We start from the raw sequence: 23,371 nt of genomic DNA on the forward strand, positions 1-23,371 counted from the left end.
GTCTAGAGCGCGGTGCGGGTCGCGGTCACTTCGGTCGCGGCCCGGGCCAGGGCCTCCTCGCTCGGGTGCGCCGCGAGGAGATCGGCGGCGACCACCCGGAGCTGGTCGGGCAGGGCGAGGTCGTTGTCGAGCCGGGGTACGTCTCGTCGTGGCTGCCCTTCCGCGTCCGCGGCAAGGTTGGCGATCTCCTGTACCAGCCGGTGCACCAGATCCGCCCGGGACACGTTGCCGACCGATGCCGCGGCCGACCACCGGGGCTGCTGCCAGTGGCTCACCTGCCGCACCAACAACTCCACCCCTCGGACAACCTCCGCCTCTGACTCACTCCCACCCACACCCGCCACCCCCCGCACTCTACGCACGACCCCCCAACCGACCGCCGATCACGCAGTTGTGGTCGTTGATTCCTCCGCTTACGCCCGACCTATCCGGTGCCACGACTGCATGATCGGCGCAGCGGGAGAGCGGGGGCGGGAGGTGGGGTGGGAAGGCGACGGCGCCCGCCCCGGGTGGGGCGGGCGCCGTCGGTCGTCGGGCGGCGAGGTCAGTCGTCGCCCTGGAAGTAGCTCAACAGGCGCAGCATCTCGATGTAGAGCCAGATCAGGCTGACCAGGATGCCGAACGCGGCAACCCACGAGTAGCGCTGCGGCAGGCCCATCCGGACGCCGTCCTCGACCTCCTTGAAGCTGAGCACGAAGCTCAGCGAGGCGACCACGATGCAGACGATGCTGAACCCGATGGCCAGCGGGCTGCCGTCACGCAGGCCGGTGTTGACGCCGAAGAGCGCCAGCACCAGGTTGATCAGCATGACGGCGAACAGGCCCGCCATCACCGCGATCATGCCCTTGACGAACTTCGGCGTCGCCCGGATGACCCGCGCCTTGTAGAGCATGGCCATCACGAAGAACACACCGAAGGTCGCGGTCACCGCCTGGAGCACGATGCCGTCGTACAGCGATTCGAAGAACTTGCTCACCGCGCCGACGAGGACGCCCTCGACGACGGCGTACGCGACGACGAGCGCCGGGTTCGCCATCCGGGAGAACGAGATGATCAGGCCGAGTACCAGGCCGACGACGGCCGCGCCGATCCAGGCGACGCCAAGGAACATGTCGGGCACAAGCGCCCACGCCGCCGCGGCGGCGACACCGACGATGGCCAGGAGGGTGACCGTCTTGACCACCACGTCGTCGATCGACATGGGGGTGACCGCCGGCGGGGCTGACGGAAAGCCGGGCGCGCCGGGGTAGCCGGCCTGCGGCGGAACCTGCTGGGGGTAGCCGGGCTGTCCGTACGGCCCGGACGGGGCGTACCCGGCAGCCCGCTCCCGCTCGGCCGCCTGACCGAGCCGGGCGAGCACCGGGTTCGAAGTCTTCACTGTCTGGCCTCCCTAAGGGGGTCGTGGCACGTCAACGCGCGCTACAAGAGTAAACGCCCCGCACAGCCCAGCGGTGATCGGAAGGCTGAGCGAACGCTGAGAGTGCCCGGTTCGGGTCGCCCGCGTCGGGCCTGCGGACGGCGGGTGCCCGGGGCGGGGGTCGAACCCGCACGCCTTGCGGCAGCCGCTTTTAAGGCGGCCGTGTCTGCCGTTCCACCACCCGGGCGGGTGACACCGGGGCGCCAGCGCGAACGGTGCAGTGCCACGGTAGCGGGTTCGTCGCCACTGCGGCGTCCCCCGTCGAGCACCGCCACTAGGGTCGAGGCCGTGAGCAGCCGCGCACCCATCGCCTCCACCGACGACGTGGCCACGCAGGCGGATCACCCCCTTGCCCGGGTACGCCGGCTGCGGCTCACCCGGTGGGGCCGGACGTTCGCCCGGCATCGGATCGACCTGCTGATCGGGCTGTTCTTCGCGGCGCTGGCCAGCGCACTCACCCACCGGCTCTGGGCCGACCCGACCGGTCTGGTGCTCGCGCTCAACCCCGAGGACCAGGTGCTCTACGAGTGGTTCCTGGCCGTCGACGCGCGGGCGCTGCTGGGCGACTTCGGCCTGTCCACCGACCGGCTGAACGCGCCCGACGGGGTCAACCTGATGGCCAACACGTCGGTCATCGCCCTGGGTGTGCTGTTCGCCCCGGTCACCCTGCTGTTCGGCGCTCCGGTCACCTTCGCCCTGCTGGTGACGCTCAACCTCGCCGGCACCGCCACCGCCTGGTACCTCCTGTTCAGTCGTACGCTGCGGGCCCGCCGGGCCGCCGCGACGCTGGGCGGTGCGCTGTGCGGCCTCGCCCCGGGCATGGTGTCCCAGAGCAACAGCCACCTGCACATGACGGCGCAGTGGCTGCTACCGGTCATCGTCTGGCTGGTCGTACGCCTGCTGCGGGCCGCCGAGCCCGTTGCTGGAGCAGCGGGCGGGCCCGACCGACGCCGGCTGACCACCTCCGCGCTCGGCTTGGCCGCCGTCGTCTCCGTCCAGGTGTTCATCGGCGAGGAGGTGCTGTTCCTCGCTGCGCTCACCCTGCTGGTGATGGCGGTGACGATGGTCGTCGCGGACCGTGACCTGGCCCGCCGGGCGCTGCCCGCCTTCACCGGCGCGATGGCCCTTGCCACCGGTGCGGCCCTGCTGGTGCTCGCCCGGCCGCTGTGGTTCCAGTTCGCCGGTCCGCTCGGCGTCGCCGACGGCATGTTCAGCCCGCACTACTTCTCCGCCGATCTGCGCAGCTGGTGGGCGGTCTCACCGCTGTCCCTGGTCGGGAACGAGCGGGCCGCCCGGCTGAGCACCGGCCCGGCCGAGTACAACACCTTCCTGGGCTGGCCGCTGCTGGTGGTCACCGTCGGCTGCGTTGTCTGGCTGGGGCGCCGTCCACTGGTGCTGGCCTGCGCCACCGGCATTCTCGTGATGGGTGCGCTGTCGCTCGGTCCCGAGGTGGTCTTCGACGGCACAGGCACCGGTCTGCCCGGGCCGTACGCGCTGCTCGGCGGCCTGCCGGTGGTCGACGGCGCGCTGCCGATGCGGTTCGCCCTGGCCGTACCGCCGCTGATCGCGACGCTGCTGGTGCTGGCGGTCGACCGGGCACTGCGCGGCACGGGCCGGGTCCGCCGCCTGACGCTGGTCGCGGTCGCCGTGGCGGTGGTACCGCTGATCCCGGCACCGTTGCCCACCGCGCACCGACCGCCGGTGCCCGAGTTCGTCACCGCCGGCCACTGGCGAACGTGTGTCGAGCCGGGCGGCGTCCTGGTACCGGTGCCACTGGCCACGCCCAAGCAACCCTGGCCGATGCAGTGGGCGACCGCCGCCGACGCCGAGTTCAGCATGCCGCAGGGATTCTTCATCGGCCCGCACGGCCGAGGCGGCAGCGCCGCGATGGGCGTCGCCCCGCGCCCCACCTCCGCCCTGCTGGCCGAGGTGGCCCGCAGCGGCCTCCGGCCGGTCGTCGGCGACGAGCAGCGCCGTCGCGCGGCGGCGGACGTCGAACACTGGGGTGCCTCGTGCGTGGTGCTGGCCGCCGACACCGCGCACTCCGACAGCCTGCGACTGACGGTGGAGGCGCTCTACGGCCCGGCGACCCGACTCAGCGACGCCTGGTACTGGCGGGTCTGAGCGCGTGGGGCGCCGATGGCGCCCCACGCGGGACTCACACCTTCGCCTGTGGCTGGGACGCCTCGGCGAACTCCTCGCGCGGGTCGTGCAGCTGGCCGAGGGCCACCACCTCACGCTTGAGCACGAACGCCAGCGTCCAGTCGACCACCACCCGGACCTTCCGGTTGAGCGACGGGATCCGGCTCATGTGGTACGTCCGGTGCATGAACCACGCCGGCCAACCGGTCATCTTGATCCCGTAGACCTGGGCGACACCCTTGTGCAGGCCGAGGCTCGCCACGCTGCCGGCGTGCTTGTGCTTGTAGGGGACCGGCTCGCGGCCCCGGAGCACGGTGACGATGTTGTCGGCCATCCGCTGGGCCTGGCGTACCGCGTGCTGGGCGCTCGGCGAGCAGTAGTTGCCCGGCGGCTTGGTCAGGTCCGGTACGGCGGCACAGTCGCCGGCGCTCCAGGCGCCCTCCACCACGCGGTCACCGTCGACCACCTGGAGCGTCGGCAGGCAGGTGACCCGGCGCCGCTCCTCGCGGGGGAAGTCGGTCGCGTCCAGCATCGGTGACGGCTTCACCCCGGCGGTCCAGACGATGGTGTCCGCGCTGAAGCTGTCCCCGTCGGAGAGCTTGACCACCCCGTCGACGCACGACTCCAGCCGGGTGTCGAGCCGGATGTCCATGTCCCGCTTCAGCAGCTGCTGCACCGTGTAGGCGCCCATGTCCCGGTCGACCTCCGGCAGCACCCGCTGGGTGGCCTCGACCAGTACCCACCGCATGTCCGACGTGTTCAGCTCCGGGTAGTACTTCAGCGCGTGCCGGGCCATGTCCTCCATCTCGGCCAACGCCTCGATGCCGGCGTACCCGCCACCGACGAAGACGAAGGTCAGCGCCCGGCGGCGTACCTCGGGGTCGGTCGTGGCGGCAGCCACGTCCAGCTGTTCGAGCACGTGGTTGCGCAGGAAGATGGCCTCACCGATGGTCTTGAAGCCGATGCCGTGCTCGTGCAGGCCGGGGATCGGCAGGGTCCGGGAGACCGAGCCGGGGGCGACCACCACGTGGTCGTAGGTGATCTCGCGAGGCGGGCCGATGATCGGCTGCACCGTTGCGGTCTTACTCGCGTGGTCGATCCGGGTGACCGCACCGGCCACCACCTTGCACCGGCGCAACTCCCGACGCAGCGGCACCACGGAGTGCCGTGGGGAGATGTTCCCCGCCGAAGCCTCGGGCAGGAACGGCTGGTACGTCATGTGCGGCTGGGGGTCGACGACGACGACCTCAGCCTCCCGGGAACTCAGCTTCTTCGACAGGCGCAGCGCCGCGTAGAGACCGACGTGCCCGGCACCCACCACAAGGATCCGCTTCGGATTCACGCCTACCATCTTTCCCCCACCGACAGCGGTAATCCCGGGTGCGGCCCCGTTCTGTGACCGAGCACAAGGCGGCTGTGACGCCGGTAACGGCGGCCACCGTCGCCACCGCCGACGCGGCAACACCCCCGGTCACCCGAGCCCCGACGGCCCCTGGTTCACCTGCGTCGCAGCAGCCCGGCCAGCAACGCCGTCACTCCGACGGCAAGCAGCAGACCGGCCACCGTCACCGCCTGCCAACCGCCTTCGGCGGCCCGGACACCGGCGAGTTCGAGCAGCAGCACGCCGAGCACGGACGTGGCGAGCAACACTCCCGCGGCTCGGGTGAGCCAACGCACTATCACGTCCGGATCCACCACGGCGTCGTACGGCAGCACCGCCACCAGCGCGCAGAGCGTGTGGGTCAGGTAGAGCGCCACGGCCACCGCCATCAGTCGCCACAACGCGATCGGCCGGTTGTACCCGTCGGTGGCGAGCAACCACCCGCCGACCGTGACCAACGCGACGAAGGTCGGCCAGAGCCGGCGCGGCGCCACCGCCGGCAGCACCGCGACCGCCACCAACGGCCCCAGTGCCCGCCCGACCACGACCTCGGCGGGGTACGCGAGCAGCAACCCCACCAGGGTGCTGAGGAAGATCCCCACCCGGACCAGTACCGGAGTGAGGGAGATCCGCGCCGCGGCCGTGCGCACCGCCCGGACCCGCCCGATGACCGACTCCATCACCGAGCTGACCTCTCGCTCGCGACTGCGGGACTCCGCTGCGCTGCGTTCCTCGCGCTCACCGGCCACCCACCCGGGGGGCGGTGGCGAGCCTCGCCACGTCACGCAGCACCTGGTCGAGACTGCCGGTGCCGGCCCACGGCACCACCGGCACCCCGTGCTCGCGCAACTGCGCGATCATCGTGTCCCGGTCCAGCCGCCACAGCCGGTACGCCACCTCGACCCAGCCCCGGTCCTGCGGTGGTGACAGGTCCGCCGGAAGCGTGTCGACGGCCACCACGAACCGTCCCGAACGGGCCAACCGGGCAAGCATCTGCGCCGACCGCTCCTCCAACAGCGGGGTGAGCACCACCACCAGCGCGTCCGCGGAGAGCAGTTGGGGACCGAACACATGGTCGTACGGCTCGTGCGGGGAGGACTGGGCCTTGACGTCCAACAGCCACTCCAGCACGGTCAGGTACTGCCGTCGCCCGGTGGCCGGACGCAGCCGCCGGGCACTCGGGCCGTACTCCAGCAGTGCCACCCGGTCACCCCGGTGCAGGTAGTGCTCGGCGATCGCGGCGGCCGCCCGGACCGTGGTGTCCAGCACCGACGCGGTACCGGTGACCCCGCCGGAGCGACCCGCCTCGGCCAGCACGTCGAGCAGCACGACCACCTCGGCGTCCCGGTCGGACAGGGTGGCCGCCACGTGCAGTTGCCGGGCCCGCAGCGACACCCGCCAGTCGATGCGGCGCAGCCGGTCACCCGGTGCGAAGACCCGCACCCCGGCGAGTTCGCCCCCCTCGCCGGGACGACGCGAGTGATGCGCCCCGACCAGGCCGGCGGCCCGGGGCATCACCTCGACCGCCTCGAACGGCTCGGTCTTCGGGTACACCTTGGACCGGACCGGTTCGACGACCACCGCGCGCGAGATCAGCAGGCCCTGCGCGGCGGCGACCCGGGCGCCCGCCGGGCCCAGCGGATGCCGACCCCACCGCAGCGCGGTACCGGCCAGTTCCAGGTCGATGGCGGTGTCCGGGGCTACCGACGTGACGAACGGACGGTCCGCCACGGTCGGCCGACCGGCACCGGCGGGCCGGCCGGTGCCGACGACCGCGCTGCCGGCGAGGCCCGCCCGTTCGACCCGCAGCCACGGTGAGACGCGGGTACGCAGCACCGCCACGTCGTAGGAGACCGCACCCGGGTTGCCGACGGTGACCGTCCCGGTCATGGCACCGCCTTCCACCAGGGGATCCTCGTCGGCGCTGAGCCACACCCGGGGCAGGTCGACGGGTCGGCGTCGCAAGGCGTACGCGGTGCCGAGGGCGAACGGCACGGCCAGCACGATCAGATCCACCCGCCCCAGCACCACCGCGGCGATCAGGAGCAGGCCGGTGAGCAGCACCGCCCGGCCGAACGCCCAGGTGGGCATCCAGTTGGTCGGTGCCGACTGCTCGCTCCGCTCGCTCACGCCGGTCAGTCTCCCGGCCGACCGGCGGCGTAGCTGGGCAGTGCGCCACTGGCCGGCGCCGGGGTGCCGTCGAGGACCTCACCGACCACGAAGGACGGATCGACACGGCGCAGCCACATCTCCGGCCGCAGCGTGATCCGGTGTGCCAGCGCCGGGGCCGCGACGTCCTTGACGTCCTCGGGCACCACGTAGTCCCGCCCGGAGAGCACCGCCCGTACCCGGGACAGCAGCAGCAGGGCCAGCGATCCGCGCGGCGACGCGCCGACCAGCACCGACGGATGCTCGCGGGTGGCCGCGGTCAGCGCCACGATGTACCGGCCCACCGAGTCCTCGACCACGACGTCCTCCAACGCCGCCTGCATGGCGCGCAGGGTGCCGGCGTCGACCACCGGCTTGATGTCGGCCTCCTCCCGGCGGCGCGCCATCCGCCGACGCAGCACCTCCCACTCCTCGTCCTGCGCCGGGTAACCGAACGACACCCGCAGCAGGAACCGGTCCAGCTGCGCCTCCGGCAACGGATAGGTGCCCTCGTACTCGATGGGATTGGCGGTGGCCAGCACGTGGAACGGTTCGTCGAGCCGGTACGTCACGCCCTCCACCGAGACCTGCTTCTCCTGCATCGCCTCCAGCAGGGCCGACTGGGTCTTCGGCGGGGTCCGGTTGATCTCGTCGGCGAGCAGCAGGTTGGTGAAGACCGGCCCGGCCCGGAAGGTGAAGTCACCGCTGCGCTGGTCGTAGAGGAAGGAGCCGGTGACGTCGGCGGGCAGCAGGTCGGGGGTGAACTGCAGACGCCGGAAGTCCAGGCCCAGCGCCTGGGCGAAGGACCGCGCGGTGAGCGTCTTGCCCAACCCCGGCAGGTCCTCCAGCAGCACGTGGCCGCCGGCGAGGATGCCGGCCAGCACCAGCTCCAGGGCGTCCCGTTTGCCGACCACGACCTGGCCCACCGCGTCCAGCACGGCCCGGGCGAGGCGACCTACCTCGGTGGGGGGCATCGTCCGGCCGACGTCGTTCATCAGATCTTCTCCAGTTCGGCGACGATCGCCGCGAGGTCGCGCGGCGAAGGGGTGCGGCGGGGTGTGGTCTCCAGGAACGTCGACAGGCGGTCACCCAACAGGGCGCGGGCCCGGGTCGGATCGGACTCGCGGGTGACGCCGTACTTCAGGCGCATCCGCTCGTCCGCCAGCTCGGCCAACCGGGGCAGGATCATCGTGGTGAACCGTTCGGGACTCGTCTTGGACCACTCCAGAGGTGTCGCCCAACCGTTGACCGCCACCCGCAGCGCGTCCCGCGCGTCCCAGTTGTAGGTGCCGGGTTCCTCGCCGCCCCGCGACGACGAACCCGCCTGGCCGGACTTCGCCGGTGGCGCGAGAGTGGCGACGATCCGGCGTACCACCAGCAGCGCGACCACGGCGGTGACCAGCACCAGCAACGAGACCCGCAGCCCGACCGCGCGCAGTCCGGCGACGGCGACCACGGTCACCGCCACGGTGACACCGAGCAGGCCGGCGACGGTACGCGCCCGCCCGCCCCGGCGTCGCTCGGACTGGGCCGGCCGCTCCTCGGAGAAGCTGAGCAGGTCGTCGATACTCGTGCTGCTCACACCGGCTCACCCCCGGCCAGTGCGGTCAGTTCGCCACGCAGCCGGCGCAGGGCCACCCGGGCCTGGTCCCGGGTCCGTTCGTCCACCGGACGGGTGGCGTACCGGGCCTCGCGGTAGACGTTCGCGAACCCGGCCAGCACGTCGGCGCTCACGATCGCCGGCACGCCGGTGGACGGATCACCGGCGAGCAGCCGGGTGACCAGGTCGGTGGGAGTGTCACCGGTCAGTCGGGGCACCCCGGCGACGGCGGCGGCCTCTTCGAGCCGTACCCAGCAGGCGATCACCGCGGTCCGTGGGTCGGTGGCCTCATCGTCCAGGTCCACCAGGCCGGCGTCGACGGCGGCCACCACCTCCGCGGCGGTGCCCTCGGCACTGCGCCGGGTCGGCTGCCCGGGAAGTGCCCGGGTGACCCGCCGCGCCACCCCCCGCGCCACGGTCCACAGCAGATAGCTGAGGGCGGCGAGCAGTGCCAGCCCGAGCACCGCCACCGCCACCGTGCCGAGCCAGGACGGAATCCGGGTACGGGTCTCCTCGGCGGCCTCGCGCGGTTCGGCCGGGATCGACGGACGCGGCTCCCCGCTGGGGTACTCCAGCACGAAGGGGGCGTCCTTGACGGCGGGCGGTATCCGGCTCGCGCCGATCGACGAGTGCGCGGTGGCCAGGGTCACGGCGGCGAGCAGGGCAATCACCGCCGTCACCGGCCACCACCTGCGAAGCACGTCCATCGATTACCTCAGTCCACCCCGGCCAGTAGTTTCGCCCGGGCGAACACGTCGTCCAGCATCTCTGGTGTCAACCGACCGGTGAAGGTGTTCTGCTGGCTGACGTGGTAGCAACCGAGCAGTTCCGGTCCGGTCGTGCCGGACCAGTGTGCCCCATGCCCGAACGGCGGTCGCGGGCTGGGCGGAGGGACGCCGTACCCGGCGCGTAACGCCGGCCACCACGCGGCCCAGGCGAAGGCGCCCAACGCCACCACCACCCGCAGCGTCGGCCGGATCAGCTCGACCTCCCGGTGCAACCAGGGCGCGCAGGTGTCCCGCTCGCCCGGGGTGGGCTTGTTGTCCGGTGGGGCGCAGCGTACGGCGGCGAAGATCCGCGTGTCGCGCAGCGTCAGACCGTCGTCGGCGGCCACACTCGTCGGCTGGTTGGCCAGGCCGGCCCGGTGCAGGGCGGCGAAGAGCACGTCACCGGACCGGTCGCCGGTGAAGACCCGGCCGGTGCGGTTACCGCCGTGCGCGGCCGGGGCCAGCCCGAGGATGGCGATCCGGGCCGCCGGATCACCGAAGCCGGGCACCGGCCGCCCCCAGTACTCCTGATCGCGGAAGGCCGCCCGCCTGGTGCGGGCGACCTCCTCCCGCCAGTCGACCAAACGGGGGCAGGCGAAACAGTCGGCGACGCCCGCGTCCAGGTCGGCCAGGTCCGTCGCGCGCGCGGCGCGGGCGACGATCTCGGTGGGAGTACGCGACTCAGCCAAGCTTTGCCCGGAAGAGTTCGAGGGTGCGTGCCCAGGCGCTGGTGGCGGCCCGCTGGTCGAACTTCTCCGGCCGGTCCTCGTTGAAGAAGGCGTGCGAGGTGCCCGGGTAGTCGTGCAGCTGGCAGGTGCCGCCGGAGTTCTCGATGGCCCGGCGTACCGCCTGCACACCCGGGTCCGCGGAGGTGCCGTCCGCCTCCGAGCAGTGCACCAGCGCGTCCTTGCCCGCGTAGTCGGTCCACTCGGTACGCATGCCCTCCCAGGGCAACCGGGGATAGAAGGCGGCGGTGGCGACGATCCGCTCGGAGAAGTTCGCCGCCCACAGCGCCAGGCTGGCCCCGGCGCAGAAGCCGGCGCAGCCCACCTTGCCGGTCACCTCGACGCGGCCGGCGAGGTAGTCGGCGGCGGCGGCGATCTCCTGTGCCGTCTCGTCCATCTGCGGCCCGTTGAGCAGCCGCCGGGGCTCACTAGGTTTCCCGGCTGGCTCACCGTGCCGGAAATCGGGTGCGAGGGCGACGAAGCCCGCCTCGGCGAAGCGGTCCACCACCGACCTGATGTGCGGCACGAGGCCCCACCAGTCCTGGATAACGATCACTGCCGGGCTTGCCGCACCGGTGGCGGGTATCGCGAGATATCCCTCACCCGTGCCGCCATCACCACGGTAGGTCACCATCTCGCCCATCGGCCCGTCCTCCTAGCGGTCAGTCATCGTTGGCTGGTCGCCCAGTGGTCCTACGTGCGGGTAGCCTGCCACGCGGTGACCACCGCCGGGAAGATGCCGGAACAGTGGCATTCACCTCCTGTTCGCGCTGGCGCCGACACCTCCTGTTCGCGCTAGCGCCGATACCTCCCGTTCGCGTTTGCCAGACTCCAGGCGATGCCGTCGAGGATGTCGTGCTCGGAGGCGATCACGGCGGTCATGCCGGCCCGTTCCATGGCGACCCGGAGCACCAACGCGCCGGCACCTATCACGTCCGCGCGGCCGGGATGCATCGCCGGGATGGCCAGCCGCTGCTCGCGCGTCATGGCCAGCAGGTCGGCGGTGACCCTTGCCACCTGGTCGTACGACACCCGAGCATGGTGGATGCGGGCCGGGTCGTACCCGGTGAGGCCCTCGGCGATCGCGACCACGGTGGTGACCGAACCGGCGAGCCCGACAAGCGTGGCCGCCTGCCGCCCCGGCACGGCCGTCAGTGCGCGGTCCACCGCGACCGCGATGTCGGCCTGGGCGGCGGCGATCTCGTCCAGGCCGGGCGGGTCCGCGTGCAGGTGCCGCTCGGTCATCCGGACGCAACCGATGTCCATGGAGATCGCGGCGTCGACACCGCCGTCCCGGGTGCCGACGACGAACTCGGTCGAGCCGCCACCGATGTCCAGCACCAGGTACGGCGACGCCGCGTCGGCGGGCAGGCCGCGGACGGCTCCGGTGAACGACAGCCGAGCCTCCTCGTCCCCGGTGACCACCTCCGGCGCGACGCCGAGCGTCTGCTCCACCATGGTCCGGAAGTCGGCCGCGTTCTCCGCGTCCCGGCTGGCCGAGGTGGCGCACATCCGCACCCGCTCGGCACCGAGCTTGTCGATCTCGGCGGCGTAGTCGGCGAGCGCGACCCGGGTCCGCTCGATCGCCTCCGGAGCGAGCCGGCCGGTGGCGTCCACCCCCTGGCCGAGCCGGACGATCTCCATCCGCCGACTCCGGTCCACCAGCGGCGCCTCCGGCCCGGCCGACGGATCCGGCAGGTCGGCCACCAGCAACCGGATCGAGTTGGTGCCACAGTCGATGGCCGCCACGCGCGTCGTCACGCCGGAAACCCTACCGCCACCGTCAGCAGGGTGGTCAGAGCCGCAGCAGCATGCGGGTGTTGCCCAGAGTGTTCGGCTTGACCCGTTCCAGGTCGAGGAACTCGGCGACGCCCTCGTCGTACGAGCGCAGCAGTTGCTCGTAGACGAGGTGCGGCACCGGGGCACCGTCGATCTCGGTGAAGCCGAACGAACCGAAGAACCGGGTCTCGAAGGTCAGCACGAAGATGCGGGCCACGCCCAGTTCCCGTGCCGCGCCGATCAGCTCCGCGACGATCCGGTGCCCGATCCGCTGCCCCCGGCAGCAGGGATCGACCGCCACCGTGCGGATCTCCGCCAGGTCCTCCCACATCACGTGCAGCGCGCCACAGCCCACCACCGTGCCGTCGGAGACCCGGCTGGCGACCCGGAACTCCTGCACGTCCTCGTACAGGGTGACAGTGGCCTTGCTGAGCAGGCGGCGGTCGTCGGTGTAGGTGTCGACCAGCCGTCGGATCGCCCGCACGTCGGCGGTCCGGGCCCGACGGATCACGACGTCGTCGTCGCTCACCCGCGCTCCGGCACGTCGACACAGGGTCCGGTCGTCCACCACGGCTCGACCAGGTCGAGCGTCTCGTCGCCGAACGGGTTGACCCCCGGCCCGGCGGCGAGCGCGTGACCGAGGTGGACGTGCAGACACTTCACCCGGCCGGGCATCCCACCGGCCGAGATGCCGGCGATCTCGGGCACCTCGGCGATGGCGTCCCGGCGGGTCAGGTAGTCCTCGTGGGCCGCGCGGTACCGGGCGGCCAGCTCCGGGTCGTCGGTCAGCCGCTGCGCCATCTCCTTCATCAGACCGGCCGACTCCAGCCGGCTGCACGCCGCGGTCGCCCGGGGACAGGTCAGGTAGAACAGCGTCGGGAAGGGAGTGCCGTCGGCCAGCCGGGGAGTCGTCTCCACCACGTCGGGCAGGCCGCACGGGCAGCGGTGAGCCACCGCCCGGGTACCGCGGGGCGGACGTCCGAGCTGCGCGGCCACCGCGGCCAGATCGGCCTCCGTGGCCGGTTCCCGCTTCGGCGGGGGTACGGAGGCCGCCGCCGGCTCCTGCGGTGGTACGACAGTCACGATGCCAGCTCTCGTCGGGTGCTCAGTCTTCGGTCTGGTGGGCGTCGGCGGCCCGCACGCTGGACCAGAGAGTGTCGTACCAGGGGTCGGGGGTGACCGGCGTTGCCGGGCCCTCGGCGGTGCCCGCCTCGCGGGCCGCGCCGGCCGGGTCGTCGAGCAGGATCAGCATCTTCTCACCGGGCCGCCGCATGAAGAACCGCTCCCGGGCCTGGGTCTCGATGTACGCCTCGTCCTGCCACTTCTCCGCCTGGGTGGTCAGCTCGGCGATCAGCTCCCGCTGGGCCGCCTGCGCCGCCTCCATCCGCTCGATGTCGGCCTGCTGGTCCAGGTAGACCCGGACCGGATAGGTGTAGGCGAGGGCGAGCGCGATCAGCACCGCGAACAGCACGGTGGCCCGGCCGGTGAGACCTCGGGATCGGGGTGCGGACAGCCGCGTCACCGCGCCACCGGCAGCCGCGCGCCTGGCGGCGGCGGGGCGCTTGGCGGAGCGTACGCCCTCGGCACCGCGGGCGGCCGACGGCGCCCGGCCGGCGGCGGACCGCGACTCGGCGCGGACACCGCCGTCGCGGGCCGTGCCGGGCCGGCCGGCGCGGGCCGGCCGACGGACCGGACGCTGACCACCCGGCGTGCGGCGCTGCTGCATCACACCCCTCCCCCGAGGTACGGCATCCGTCAGGCGGAACGGTAACGCGGGAAGGCCCCCGCACCGGCGTACCGCGCCGCGTCGGCCAGCTCCTCCTCGATCCGCAGGAGCTGGTTGTACTTCGCGACCCGGTCCGACCGGGCCGGCGCACCGGTCTTGATCTGGCCGCAACCGGTCGCCACCGCCAGATCGGCGATGGTGGTGTCCTCGGTCTCGCCGGAACGGTGGCTCATCATGCACTTGAAGCCGGCCCGGTGGGCGAGATCCACCGCGTCCAGCGTCTCGGTGAGCGAGCCGATCTGGTTGACCTTGACCAGCACCGCGTTGGCCGCCTGCTCGGCGATGCCCCGGGCGATGCGCTGCGGGTTGGTGACGAACAGGTCGTCGCCGACGATCTGGACCCGGTCACCGATCGCCGCGGTCAGCGTCTGCCAGCCGGTCCAGTCGTCCTCGGCCAGCGGGTCCTCGATGGAGACGATCGGGTACGCGTCGGCCAGCTTGGTGTAGTACTCGCTCATCTCCGCGGCGCTCTTGGTCGCGCCCTCGAAGGTGTAGCTGCCGTCGGCGAAGAACTCGGTGGCGGCGACGTCGAGGGCGAAGACGATGTCGGTGCCGAGCCGGTAGCCGGCCTTCTCCACCGCCTCGGCGATCAGGTCCAGCGCGGCGGCGTTGGTGGGCAGGTTCGGCGCGAAGCCGCCCTCGTCGCCGAGCCCGGTGGACAGGTCCTTCTTCTTCAGCACCGACTTGAGCGCGTGGTACACCTCGGCACCGGACCGCAGCGCCTCCCGGAAGCTGGGCGCGCCGATCGGCGCGATCATGAACTCCTGGATGTCGACGTTGCTGTCGGCGTGCGCCCCACCGTTGAGGATGTTCATCATCGGCACCGGCAGCAGGTGCGCGTTCGGGCCGCCCAGGTAGCGGAAGAGACTCAGGTCGGCGCTGCCGGCCGCGGCCTTGGCCACCGCCAGGGACACCCCGAGGATCGCGTTTGCGCCCAGCTCGGCCTTGTTGTCGGTGCCGTCGATGTCGAGCATCTTCTGGTCGATCGCCCGCTGCTCGCTGGCTTCGTAGCCGATGAGCTGGTCGACGATCCGGTCCTCGATGTTGGCGACCGCCTTCTCCACTCCCTTGCCCAGGTAGCGGCCCTTGTCACCGTCGCGCAGCTCGATCGCCTCGAAGGCGCCGGTCGATGCGCCGGAGGGCACCGCCGCCCGGGAGATCGTGCCGTCGTCGAGCCCGACCTCGACCTCGACCGTCGGGTTGCCCCGCGAGTCCAGGATCTCCCGAGCCTCGATTACCTCGATGGTTGCCACTGAGTCGCTCCTCGTTCGTGTGGTCTCGTCCGGTATGGGCCGCGACGGTGCGGCAGCGGCAGGTGTTGAACGCAGCGTATCGGTCCCCGCCTCGCGGCACGGCGACCGGGCGGGTCCACGACCACGCTCCGGTACCCGACGGGTCGGACATTCCCGGATTCTCGTGCCTCAACCGGCAACCGGTTTGCACGAGCGGGACCCGATCGACAAGGCTGGTCGCCATGCCCGCCGCTTCGACCACGCTCCGTACGCTCGCCGTGTCGGTCATCGCGTTGCTCACCGTCACCGGTTGTCAGGCCCTGGACGACGCCGGGCGGGCCATGGGGCGATCCGACATCGTCAACGACCTCGCCGCGCGGATGGACCGGGCGCTGGAGCTGACCTATTCGGCGGAGTACCAGCTTCCGGGCGGGCGGAGCGCCTCGTTCGTCCAGTCGCAGGACCCGGCCCGGTCCAGCTACACCTGGCCTGGCGGAAAGCTGACCGTCACCGACGAGGCGACCACCCGGTGCGACACCGACGGCGATCGGACCGTCTGCACCGTGGAGGAGCCGCCCGCCCCCAACAGCAAGCCCTCGGTGGTGGTCTTCGCCGAGGCCGAGTTGCAGGGGCTGGTCACGCCTCCGATGGTGATGGGCCGGCTGACCGCCGCGGCGTTGGATCCGGACGCGGTCATCACCGAGCGCAGCAGCACCGTCGTCGGCCACCACGCGACCTGCGTCGACGTGCGTCAGAACGGGGAGAGCTTCACCGCCTGCGTGACCGGGGAGGGCGCGCTGGGCAGCTTCACCGGCCAGGTCGACGGGCAACCGGTCGAGCTGGCGCTGAGCCGCTACCGCGACCAGGTCGACGGCGGCGCCTTCGACCTGCCGGCGAATGCCGACGTGGTGGACCGGCGCACCGAGGGCCCCTGAGCCGACCCCGCGCAGCCGGGCCGGACGACCTACAGGTCGAGCAGGGTGCGCAGGTGGCGCGGCGGAGGGCTGCCGTGCGCGAGCATCTCGTCGTGCCAGTGTCGCAGCGGCACATTGCGTGGGCGAGCGGCGGCGATCTCGGCCATCTCGCTGTAGCCGACGAAGTACGTCGACAGCTGCGCCGAGGTGAGCAACGCCCGGCGCCACTTGCCCGCCGCCTCACCCTCCTCCTGGAAACCACGGCCGGTCAACAGCGCCATCGCCTCGGCCTCCGGCAGCTCCTCGGCGTGCACCAGTTGGTCGAGCAACGCGTTGAGGGTCATCCGCAGCTGCATCTTCAGCTGCTGCAACCGCACCGGCAGGCCACCGAAGCCGCGGCCGACCATCAGCTCCTCGGCGTAGACCGCCCACCCCTCGACGAAGGGGCCGGAGCGAATCAATGCCCGTACCCGGGTGGAGCCGGCGTACCTTCGGGCGTGGGCGAGTTGGAGGAAGTGGCCCGGCATCGCCTCGTGCACGGTGAGGTTGCGGATCATGTGGTCGTTGTACTCGCGGTAGAACGACTCCACCCGACGCGCGGGCCAGTCCACCGGTGTCGGCGCGATGCAGTAGAACGTCGGAACGGCGGCGGTCTCCAGACCACCGGGCGCGTCGCAGTAGGCCACCGCCACACCCCGGGCGAACTGCGGCATCACCTGGATGACGCACGGGTCGTCCGGCACGGTCACCAGGTCGTGCGCCCGGACGACGTCACTCGCCTCGTCCAGGGTGATCGAGGCCAGGTCGACGATCGTGTGGTCGTCGGGGTGTTCGGCGGCGAGCAGGTCGAGGGCCCGGCGTACGGTCTCGTCGTCGGCCGGGCCACCGACCAGTTCGACCGCCGCCGCGCGGATCTCGTCGGTGACCCGGTCGAGGTTCGCCCAGGCCCGCCGCTGAATCTCGGCGGCGCTCAGCTCGGTGTCGAGGGTGTGCCACAGGCGCGCCTCCCAGCGACGCCGACCCAGGCGGGGATCGCGGCCCGGGCCGGCGTCGGCGGTCAGGCCGACACGCAGCCAGGCGACGAATTCGTCGAGCGCGGCCAGCGCCGAGGTGGCCGCCGGCTCGATCCGGTCGAAGCCGACGGGGGCCCGCGCGAGCAGTGCGGGAACCTCGTCGCGGATCAGCGCCGCCACCCCGGTGAACTGGCCGACCGCCGTCTCCGCGTGGATCCGGGGCATGTCACGCAACGTCGCGCGCGCGGTGGCCAGCGCATCCGGGACCGCGGCGAGGCGGCCGGCGAGGGCGGCCAACCGCACCTCCACCGGCGCGTACGGGCGCGACAGCAGGGCGTGCAGCAGTGGACCGGGATTGTGGACGAGCGGGTCCCACTCGTGTCCCCGGATCTCGGTCAGCTCGAACAGCTCCCGGTCGACGAGTGCGGAGAGCAGCGCGTGGTCCACCCGTTCCTCGACGTCGAGGTCGTCGGGGTCGATCTCGACGAGCGCGCTCGCCGCGTCGACGAGCATCGCCCGGTCCCCCGCGACCGCGTCGGCTGAGAAATCCGGCAGCCGATCGTCGACCCGATGGTCCCCCGCCGTCCCGGCGAGCCCCGGCCGACTCCCCAGCAACGCCTCGACAACCCGCTCCCCCACCACCTGAAACCGCTCCACCCCCCGACCCTAACCACCCGCCCCCGGGCCGCCAGTTGATCAAGAGGTTTTGGTCGCTCCCGAGCCGGCGGTGGACGCAAACTTCTTGGTCAACCGGGGCTGGGGGGTGGGGTTGTTTCGGTGGTGCGGAGGGTTTGGGCGTGAGCCAGGGTGGTGCGGCGGAGGGCGGCTTCGGGGTCGAGGTCGGTCGCGTTGGCTTGGGCGACCAGGGCGAGCAGGTGGGCACCGAGGGTGGATTCCGGATCCGGTTGCGCCTGCGGTGCTGGCAGCGGCGCGGTGACGCCGGCGCGGGCGGCACGCTCCAGGATCTTCGCCGCCAGGGCGAGCGCCGGTTGGCTCAGTGCGATGCCGTCGAGGACCGAGTCACGGGCCTTCTCCGCCTGCTTGATCCGCTCCCAGTTGGCGGTGATCTCCTCCAGGGTGCCCGCCTCGGCACCGGCGAAGACGTGCGGATTGCGCCGGATCATCTTGTCCACCAACCCACCGGCCACGTCGTCGATGGTCCAGCGTTCGTCCTCGGGCAACTCCTCGGCCAACCGGGCGTGCAGCACCACCTGGAGCAGCACGTCGCCCAGCTCCTCGCGCAGCGCGTCGGTGTCCCCCGCGCTCATCGCGTCGTACGCCTCGTAGCTCTCCTCCAGCAGGAAGCGGGCCAGGCTGCGGTGGGTCTGCGCCCGCTTCCACGGATCCCCGCCGGGCGAGAGCAGCCGGTCGAGCACCGCCACCGCGTCCAGCAGGCGAGCGCCCGGGGGATCCCACGAGCCGTACATCAGCTCCAGCTCCGCCAACCCTGGCTCGCGGGCCAGCCGCAGCCCCAGCTCCCGGGCCACCGACTCGTCACCGGCCGGGCCGGCCAGCCAGACCACCGTGTCGTGCGCCGCCACCGCGTCCAGCAGCGCCGGCACCGGCGGCCCGTCGAGCACCCGCACCTCGGCGCCCGCCGACCGCAGCGCCGTGGTCAGCTCGCTCTCCTCGGCGACCAGCACCGGAGCCGCGCGTACGACGTCCCAGGCGGTTGCCGTAAGCAGCCCGGCCGGCAACCGGGGCGAGGTCACCAGCAGGACGATCCGGGGCATGCTCAGCCGGCGGTCGGTACGGGCGGCTCGGGGCGCGACTGCGGGGTGGAGATGTCGGTGACCGTGTCGGAGCCCGGCTCACCCAGCGGCACGCCCACCGCGATGGCCTGCCCGGTGAAGCTCAGCACCGGGAACACCAGCGGCCGGTACCGGGGGTTGACCGTCACGTCGTACGTCTCGACGGCCTCGCGCAGCGAATTGCGGTTGGCCAGGGCCTGGCGCAGCTGGTCGCCGTCGAGCTGGGCGGCGGCCTGCTCGACGGTCACCTCGGGCGGCACCGCGCCGGCCCGCTTGCCCGCCTCGACCAGGTCGATCAGCTCCTGCTCGGTGGGGGCCACCGGAGCGCCGATCGGGATGCCGGACAGGCAGGTGTACAGCTCGGCCACCTGCCGCACGTACCCCGTCTCCGGGCTCAGGCCGAGGCCCTGCGCCACCTGCGCGGGGTCGACCTGGTTCTGCGGCCGGTAGCCCTCGTCGGCGGAGACCCGCTCGCAGACCTCGCTGAGCACCAGCGTGCTCACCACCTGGCTACGCCCGGGCATCTGGGGCTCCTGACCGGGCGGCGGAGGCTCCTGGCCGGGCGGCACCTCGTCCCCCTCGGTCGGGGTCGGGTTCTTCGCCTGAGCGTCCTCGATGATCCCGGTGACCGCGTCCTCGGTGATCCGATGGTCACCGACGTACGCGGCGACACCGGGCTCGGAACGGCAACCGGCGAGGGCGACGAGGCCGACCGCCACGCTGGCGACGGCGACAAGACGGCGAGCACGCATGCCCGTCACTCTCTCATGCCCCCTGACCGCCGGTGACACCGGCGGGTGCGCCCAGGACGTCGGAGAGGAGTTGGGCGCACCACTCGAGCAGGGGCTGGTCGCGCAGCGGTTCGCCACCGACCCGACGGGTGGTCGGACGAGGCACGCTGACCTGGTCGAGGGCGGCCTTGTAGACCGAGTCGGGGTGGTAGCGCTTGAGCCGCAACTGCTTGGAGTCGGGCAGCGGCAGCGGACCGAACCGGATGTGTTTGCCCTGCATGCTGACGTCGGTGAGGCCGTAGGACCGGGCCAGCAGCCGGAACCGGGCCACCGCGATCAGGTTCTGCACGGGTGCCGGCGGCTCGCCGTACCGGTCGGTCATCTCGGCGGCCACCTCGCGCAGCCGCTCCTCGTCGCGCGCCTCCGCCAGCTTGCGGTACATCTCCAGGCGCAGCCGTTCCACCCCCACGTAGTCGTGCGGCAGGTGCGCGTCCACCGGGAGGTCGATCTTGATATCGGTCTCCTCCTCCGGACGCTCACCCTTGAACGCCTGCACCGCCTCACCGACCATCCGCACGTACAGGTCGAACCCGACGCCCTCGATGTGCCCGGACTGCTCGCCGCCGAGCAGGTTGCCGGCGCCCCGGATCTCCAGGTCCTTCATGGCCACGTACATGCCGGCGCCCAGCTCGGTGTGCTGGGCGATGGTGGCCAGCCGCTCGTGGGCGTGCTCGGTGAGCGGCTTGTCCGGCGGATAGAGGAAGTACGCGTAAGCCCGCTCCCGGCCCCGGCCCACCCGGCCCCGGATCTGGTGCAGCTGAGCCAGGCCGAGCAGGTCGGCCCGCTCCACGATCAGCGTGTTGGCGTTCGGGATGTCGATGCCGGACTCGACGATCGTGGTGCAGACCAGGACGTCGTACTCCTTCTCCCAGAAGCCGACCATGACCTTCTCCAGGGCGTCCTCACCCATCTGCCCGTGCGCCACCGCCACCCGTGCCTCGGGCACCAGCTCGCGCAGCCGGCGGGCGGTCCGCTCGATCGACTCGACCCGGTTGTGCAGGTAGAAGACCTGACCGTCGCGGAGCAGCTCACGGTGGATCGCGGCGGCCACCTGCCGGTCGTCCTGGGCGCCGACGGCGGTGAGCACCGGGTGCCGCTCCTCCGGCGGGGTGGCGATCGTGGACATCTCCCGGATGCCGGTGATCGCCATCTCCAGGGTGCGCGGAATCGGGGTGGCGGACATGCTCAGCACGTCGACCGCCGCCCGCATCGACTTGAGGTGCTCCTTGTGCTCGACGCCGAAACGCTGCTCCTCGTCGACGATGACCAGCCCGAGCGACTTGAACCGGGTGGCCGACGCCAGCAGCCGGTGGGTGCCGATGACGATGTCGGCGGTGCCGTCGGCGACCATGGCGAGGGTCTGCTCCGCCTCCTTGGGCGTCTGGAAGCGGGACAGCTGCCGGATGGTCACCGGGAACTGGCTCATCCGCTCGGCGAAGGTGTTGTAGTGCTGCTGCACCAGCAGCGTGGTCGGCACCAGCACGGCCACCTGCTTACCGTCCTGCACCGCCTTGAACGCCGCCCGTACCGCGATCTCGGTCTTGCCGTAGCCGACGTCGCCGCAGATCAGCCGGTCCATCGGGATGCTCTGCTCCATGTCCCGCTTGACCTCTTCGATGGCGGCGAGCTGGTCGGGCGTCTCCTGCCAGGGGAAGGCGTCCTCCAACTCCCGCTGCCACGGGGTGTCCGGCCCGAAGTTGTGCCCCTTGGACGCCTTGCGGGCGGCGTAGAGCTGGATCAGCTGGGCGGCGATCTCCTTGACCGCCTTGCGGGCCCGGGCCTTGGACTTCTGCCAGTCCGAGCCGCCCATCTTGTGCAGGGTGGGCTGCTCGCCGCCGACGTAGCGGCTCAACTGGTCGAGCTGGTCGGTGGGGACGAAGAGGCGGTCACCGGGCTGGCCGCGCTTGCTCGGGGCGTACTCGATGACGAGGTACTCCCGGGAGGCGCCGTTGACGGTTCGCTGCACCAGTTCGACGTACCGGCCGATGCCGTGCTGCTCGTGCACCACGTGGTCACCGGCGCGCAGCTCAAGCGGGTCGATGGTGTTGCGCCGCCGGCTCGGCATCTTCCGCATGTCCCGGGTCGACACGCCCCGACCGCCGGTCACGTCGCTGCCGGTGAGCAGCACGAACCGGGCCGCCTCGTCGACGAAGCCACCGGTCAGGCTGCCGCAGGTGACCAGCAGCTCACCCGGGGCGGGCGCGACGGGCACCTCCTCGGTCATCCGGGCACCGAGGCCGCCGTCACGAAGCACCTCGACGGCCCGTTGGGCGGGGCCGTGCCCCTCGAAGACCAACGCGATCGACCAGCCCTCGCCGGCCCACCGCTTGAGGTCGTCGACCACCCGGGCGGTCTCGCCGTGGTAGAGCGGTGCGGGCTGGGCCGCCAGGGCCACCGCGATGGCGTCGTCGGGGGTGACGTCGACCGCCGCCGGCTCGTCCTCCCAGGGCTGCCGGGTCGCGGCTGGGCCGACCGGCTCGGCCAGGCCGAACGGGGACAGCGTCCACCAGGGCTGGCGCAGCGTCGCGGCGTGCGCGTACGTCGGCGAGGGTGTGGAAGGCGGCGGCGCCGAGGTCGACCGGGGCCTGGCCACCGACGGCGGCCGCGGCCCAGCTGGCCTGGAGGAACTCCTCCGAGGTACGCACCAGATCGTGCGCCCGGGTGCGGATCCGCTCCGGGTCGCAGAGCAGCACGTGGGTGCCGGCCGGCATGCAGTCCAGCAGCAGCTCCATCGAGTCATCGCCGATCAACGCCGGGGCCAGGGACTCCATGCCCTCTACCGGCACCCCGCCGGCCAGCTTGTCCAGGATCTCGGCCAGCTCCGGGTGCTGCTGCGCGAGGATGGCGGCCCGCTCCCGGATCTCGGGGGTGAGCAGAAGTTCCCGGCAGGGCGGGGCCCAGAGCTGGGGGATCTGCTCGATGGTGCGCTGGTCGGCGACGGCGAAGGTGCGGATCTCCTCCACCTCGTCGCCCCAGAACTCGACCCGGGACGGGTGCTCGTCGGTGGGCGGGAAGACGTCCAGGATGCCGCCGCGCACGGCGAACTCGCCCCGCTTGGTGACCAGGTCGACGCGGGCGTACGCCATGTCGGTGAGCCGGCGGGCGACCTGCTCCAGGTCGGCCTCGTCACCGGCGGCCAACCGGACCGGTTCCAGATCGCCGAGCCCCTTGAGCTGGGGTTGCAGCACCGAGCGGACGGGGGCCACCACCACCCGAAGCGGGCCGGTGCGCCCGTGCGCGTCCGCCGAGTCCGGGTGCGCGAGCCGGCGCAGCACGGCCAACCGCCGGCCGACGGTGTCGGAGCGTGGGGAGAGTCGCTCGTGCGGCAGCGTCTCCCAGCTCGGGAAGATCGCCACCTGCTCGGGCGGCAGCAGGCTGCCCAGCGCGGCGACGAGATCCTCGGCCTCGCGGCTGGTGGCGGTGACCGCCAGCACTGCCCGCCCCGCGCCGCCAGCCGTCGCACCGCTGCCCGAGCCGCCGCCGCTAGCCGGGCCGCCGGCACGGTCGTCGGGATCCGCCGCGACCGCGGCGACCGCGAACGGGCGCAGTGCCGGTGGGGCGGTCAGGTCGAGTCCGTCGACCTGGGCCGCACCGGAGCGCGCCAGGTCACGGACGCGGGCCAGGCCCGGGTCGGCCAGGGCGGCGGCGAACAGTCCGGTGAGCGCAGTCATGATCACTTCCGAGGTGGGGACACGACGATCACCCCGCGTCCAGCCCGGACGGGGGGTGCGGGTGCCAGCCTAGCTCTGCCCACCGACCTTCGCCCCGCTTCCCACCCTCCCGGCCGACGCCTCGCCGAAGCGCCCCGACCATCCCGAGGCGTGTGCAACTGCGGGGAAAGTGCAGGCTGCGGGGCGTGGGAGGCGACACTCTCCCCGAAGTTGTCGCCTCGACCGGGACGGCAGAGGCAGTGGCGGATCTTGAC

At 72.3% G+C, this 23,371-nt stretch carries 20 protein-coding genes, 1 tRNA gene and 1 pseudogene; 2 read left to right on the forward strand and 20 right to left on the reverse strand.

Annotated features, from left to right (window positions below):
* Positions 1 to 2: 2 nt before the first annotated feature.
* The 3 genes from ENC19_RS05525 to ENC19_RS05535 all read right to left on the reverse strand — a co-directional run bounded on the left by ENC19_RS05525 (position 3) and on the right by ENC19_RS05535 (position 1,604).
* Complete coding sequence (locus ENC19_RS05525) at positions 3 to 296, reverse strand: hypothetical protein (protein WP_164446083.1); 294 nt, start codon at positions 294 to 296, stop codon at positions 3 to 5.
* Positions 297 to 544: 248 nt separating this feature from the next.
* Complete coding sequence (locus ENC19_RS05530; RefSeq protein ID WP_164446084.1) at positions 545 to 1,378, reverse strand: Bax inhibitor-1/YccA family protein; 834 nt, start codon at positions 1,376 to 1,378, stop codon at positions 545 to 547.
* A gap of 145 nt (positions 1,379 to 1,523) precedes the next feature.
* Positions 1,524 to 1,604 (reverse strand) — tRNA-Leu (locus ENC19_RS05535).
* A gap of 101 nt (positions 1,605 to 1,705) precedes the next feature.
* Between ENC19_RS05535 and ENC19_RS05540 the strand changes: the two genes are divergently transcribed.
* Positions 1,706 to 3,541: a hypothetical protein gene (locus ENC19_RS05540; protein ID WP_328824160.1), complete on the forward strand. Its 1,836-nt coding sequence runs from the start codon at positions 1,706 to 1,708 to the stop codon at positions 3,539 to 3,541.
* A 34-nt stretch (positions 3,542 to 3,575) separates the two neighbouring features.
* Here the strand turns inward: ENC19_RS05540 and ENC19_RS05545 are convergent, their stop codons facing one another.
* The 13 genes from ENC19_RS05545 to eno form a co-directional block, all read right to left on the reverse strand.
* On the reverse strand, positions 3,576 to 4,901 hold the full coding sequence (locus tag ENC19_RS05545) for an NAD(P)/FAD-dependent oxidoreductase (protein WP_164446085.1): 1,326 nt from the start codon (positions 4,899 to 4,901) through the stop codon (positions 3,576 to 3,578).
* A 155-nt stretch (positions 4,902 to 5,056) separates the two neighbouring features.
* The gene (locus tag ENC19_RS05550; RefSeq protein WP_164446086.1) at positions 5,057 to 5,620 is read right to left on the reverse strand and encodes a hypothetical protein; all 564 of its coding nucleotides are present in this window, start codon (positions 5,618 to 5,620) and stop codon (positions 5,057 to 5,059) included.
* A gap of 58 nt (positions 5,621 to 5,678) precedes the next feature.
* On the reverse strand, positions 5,679 to 7,031 hold the full coding sequence (locus tag ENC19_RS05555; protein WP_164446736.1) for a DUF58 domain-containing protein: 1,353 nt from the start codon (positions 7,029 to 7,031) through the stop codon (positions 5,679 to 5,681).
* Positions 7,032 to 7,075: 44 nt separating this feature from the next.
* The gene (locus ENC19_RS05560; protein WP_164446087.1) at positions 7,076 to 8,083 is read right to left on the reverse strand and encodes an AAA family ATPase; all 1,008 of its coding nucleotides are present in this window, start codon (positions 8,081 to 8,083) and stop codon (positions 7,076 to 7,078) included.
* Positions 8,083 to 8,670: a hypothetical protein gene (locus tag ENC19_RS05565; RefSeq protein WP_164446088.1), complete on the reverse strand. Its 588-nt coding sequence runs from the start codon at positions 8,668 to 8,670 to the stop codon at positions 8,083 to 8,085. Before ENC19_RS05565 ends, ENC19_RS05560 begins: the two co-directional genes overlap by 1 nt.
* A complete protein-coding gene (locus tag ENC19_RS05570) occupies positions 8,667 to 9,395 on the reverse strand; it encodes a DUF4129 domain-containing protein (RefSeq protein WP_164446089.1) in 729 nt (242 codons plus the stop codon). Before ENC19_RS05570 ends, ENC19_RS05565 begins: the two co-directional genes overlap by 4 nt.
* Before the next feature lie 8 nt (positions 9,396 to 9,403).
* A complete protein-coding gene (locus tag ENC19_RS05575; RefSeq protein WP_166458143.1) occupies positions 9,404 to 10,144 on the reverse strand; it encodes a uracil-DNA glycosylase in 741 nt (246 codons plus the stop codon).
* On the reverse strand, positions 10,137 to 10,823 hold the full coding sequence (locus tag ENC19_RS05580) for a dienelactone hydrolase family protein (protein ID WP_164446090.1): 687 nt from the start codon (positions 10,821 to 10,823) through the stop codon (positions 10,137 to 10,139). Before ENC19_RS05580 ends, ENC19_RS05575 begins: the two co-directional genes overlap by 8 nt.
* A 152-nt stretch (positions 10,824 to 10,975) precedes the next feature.
* Positions 10,976 to 11,929, reverse strand: a complete 954-nt coding sequence (locus ENC19_RS05585) for a Ppx/GppA phosphatase family protein (RefSeq protein WP_164446738.1) — start codon at positions 11,927 to 11,929, stop codon at positions 10,976 to 10,978.
* Positions 11,930 to 11,975: 46 nt separating this feature from the next.
* Positions 11,976 to 12,488 carry an amino-acid N-acetyltransferase gene (locus ENC19_RS05590; RefSeq protein WP_164446091.1) on the reverse strand — a complete coding sequence of 171 codons (513 nt, stop codon included), beginning with the start codon at positions 12,486 to 12,488 and terminating at the stop codon, positions 11,976 to 11,978.
* Entirely contained in the window at positions 12,485 to 13,042 is a 558-nt protein-coding gene (locus ENC19_RS05595; protein WP_164446092.1) for a DUF501 domain-containing protein, read from the reverse strand. Before ENC19_RS05595 ends, ENC19_RS05590 begins: the two co-directional genes overlap by 4 nt.
* A 22-nt stretch (positions 13,043 to 13,064) precedes the next feature.
* Positions 13,065 to 13,685, reverse strand: a complete 621-nt coding sequence (locus ENC19_RS05600; protein ID WP_164446093.1) for an FtsB family cell division protein — start codon at positions 13,683 to 13,685, stop codon at positions 13,065 to 13,067.
* Between the two features lie 29 nt (positions 13,686 to 13,714).
* Positions 13,715 to 14,998 (reverse strand): phosphopyruvate hydratase, encoded by a 1,284-nt coding sequence (eno, locus tag ENC19_RS05605; protein ID WP_164446094.1) that lies wholly within the window; start codon positions 14,996 to 14,998, stop codon positions 13,715 to 13,717.
* A 221-nt stretch (positions 14,999 to 15,219) separates the two neighbouring features.
* On the opposite strand from eno, the gene ENC19_RS05610 reads away from it, so the two are divergent.
* A complete protein-coding gene (locus ENC19_RS05610) occupies positions 15,220 to 15,912 on the forward strand; it encodes a hypothetical protein (protein WP_164446095.1) in 693 nt (230 codons plus the stop codon).
* Between the two features lie 29 nt (positions 15,913 to 15,941).
* Here ENC19_RS05610 and ENC19_RS05615 read toward each other — a convergent pair whose 3' ends face one another.
* From ENC19_RS05615 to mfd, 4 genes and pseudogenes are all read right to left on the reverse strand, one after another.
* Entirely contained in the window at positions 15,942 to 17,561 is a 1,620-nt protein-coding gene (locus ENC19_RS05615) for a DUF885 domain-containing protein (protein WP_164446096.1), read from the reverse strand.
* Positions 17,562 to 17,650: 89 nt separating this feature from the next.
* Positions 17,651 to 18,637: a nucleoside triphosphate pyrophosphohydrolase gene (locus tag ENC19_RS05620; RefSeq protein ID WP_164446097.1), complete on the reverse strand. Its 987-nt coding sequence runs from the start codon at positions 18,635 to 18,637 to the stop codon at positions 17,651 to 17,653.
* Between the two features lie 2 nt (positions 18,638 to 18,639).
* Positions 18,640 to 19,407 (reverse strand): hypothetical protein, encoded by a 768-nt coding sequence (locus ENC19_RS05625; RefSeq protein WP_164446098.1) that lies wholly within the window; start codon positions 19,405 to 19,407, stop codon positions 18,640 to 18,642.
* A 13-nt stretch (positions 19,408 to 19,420) separates the two neighbouring features.
* A pseudogene (mfd, locus tag ENC19_RS05630) lies at positions 19,421 to 23,117 on the reverse strand (transcription-repair coupling factor).
* Positions 23,118 to 23,371 lie beyond the last annotated feature (254 nt).

The sequence above is a fragment of the Verrucosispora sioxanthis genome, assembly GCF_010560025.1.
Classification (GTDB): domain Bacteria; phylum Actinomycetota; class Actinomycetes; order Mycobacteriales; family Micromonosporaceae; genus Micromonospora; species Micromonospora palythoicola.

Excerpts from the sequence above, each read along its gene's own strand:
- ENC19_RS05555 (WP_164446736.1), bottom strand. The coding sequence starts at position 7,031 with ATGCCCACCTGGGCGTTCGGCCGGGCGGTGCTGCTCACCGGCCTGCTC.
- ENC19_RS05600 (WP_164446093.1), bottom strand. The coding sequence starts at position 13,685 with ATGCAGCAGCGCCGCACGCCGGGTGGTCAGCGTCCGGTCCGTCGGCCG.
- ENC19_RS05580 (WP_164446090.1), bottom strand. The coding sequence starts at position 10,823 with ATGGGCGAGATGGTGACCTACCGTGGTGATGGCGGCACGGGTGAGGGA.
- ENC19_RS05550 (WP_164446086.1), bottom strand. The coding sequence starts at position 5,620 with ATGGAGTCGGTCATCGGGCGGGTCCGGGCGGTGCGCACGGCCGCGGCG.
- ENC19_RS05620 (WP_164446097.1), bottom strand. The coding sequence starts at position 18,637 with ATGCCCCGGATCGTCCTGCTGGTGACCTCGCCCCGGTTGCCGGCCGGG.
- ENC19_RS05625 (WP_164446098.1), bottom strand. The coding sequence starts at position 19,407 with ATGCGTGCTCGCCGTCTTGTCGCCGTCGCCAGCGTGGCGGTCGGCCTC.
- ENC19_RS05610 (WP_164446095.1), top strand. The coding sequence starts at position 15,220 with ATGCCCGCCGCTTCGACCACGCTCCGTACGCTCGCCGTGTCGGTCATC.
- ENC19_RS05570 (WP_164446089.1), bottom strand. The coding sequence starts at position 9,395 with ATGGACGTGCTTCGCAGGTGGTGGCCGGTGACGGCGGTGATTGCCCTG.
- ENC19_RS05560 (WP_164446087.1), bottom strand. The coding sequence starts at position 8,083 with ATGAACGACGTCGGCCGGACGATGCCCCCCACCGAGGTAGGTCGCCTC.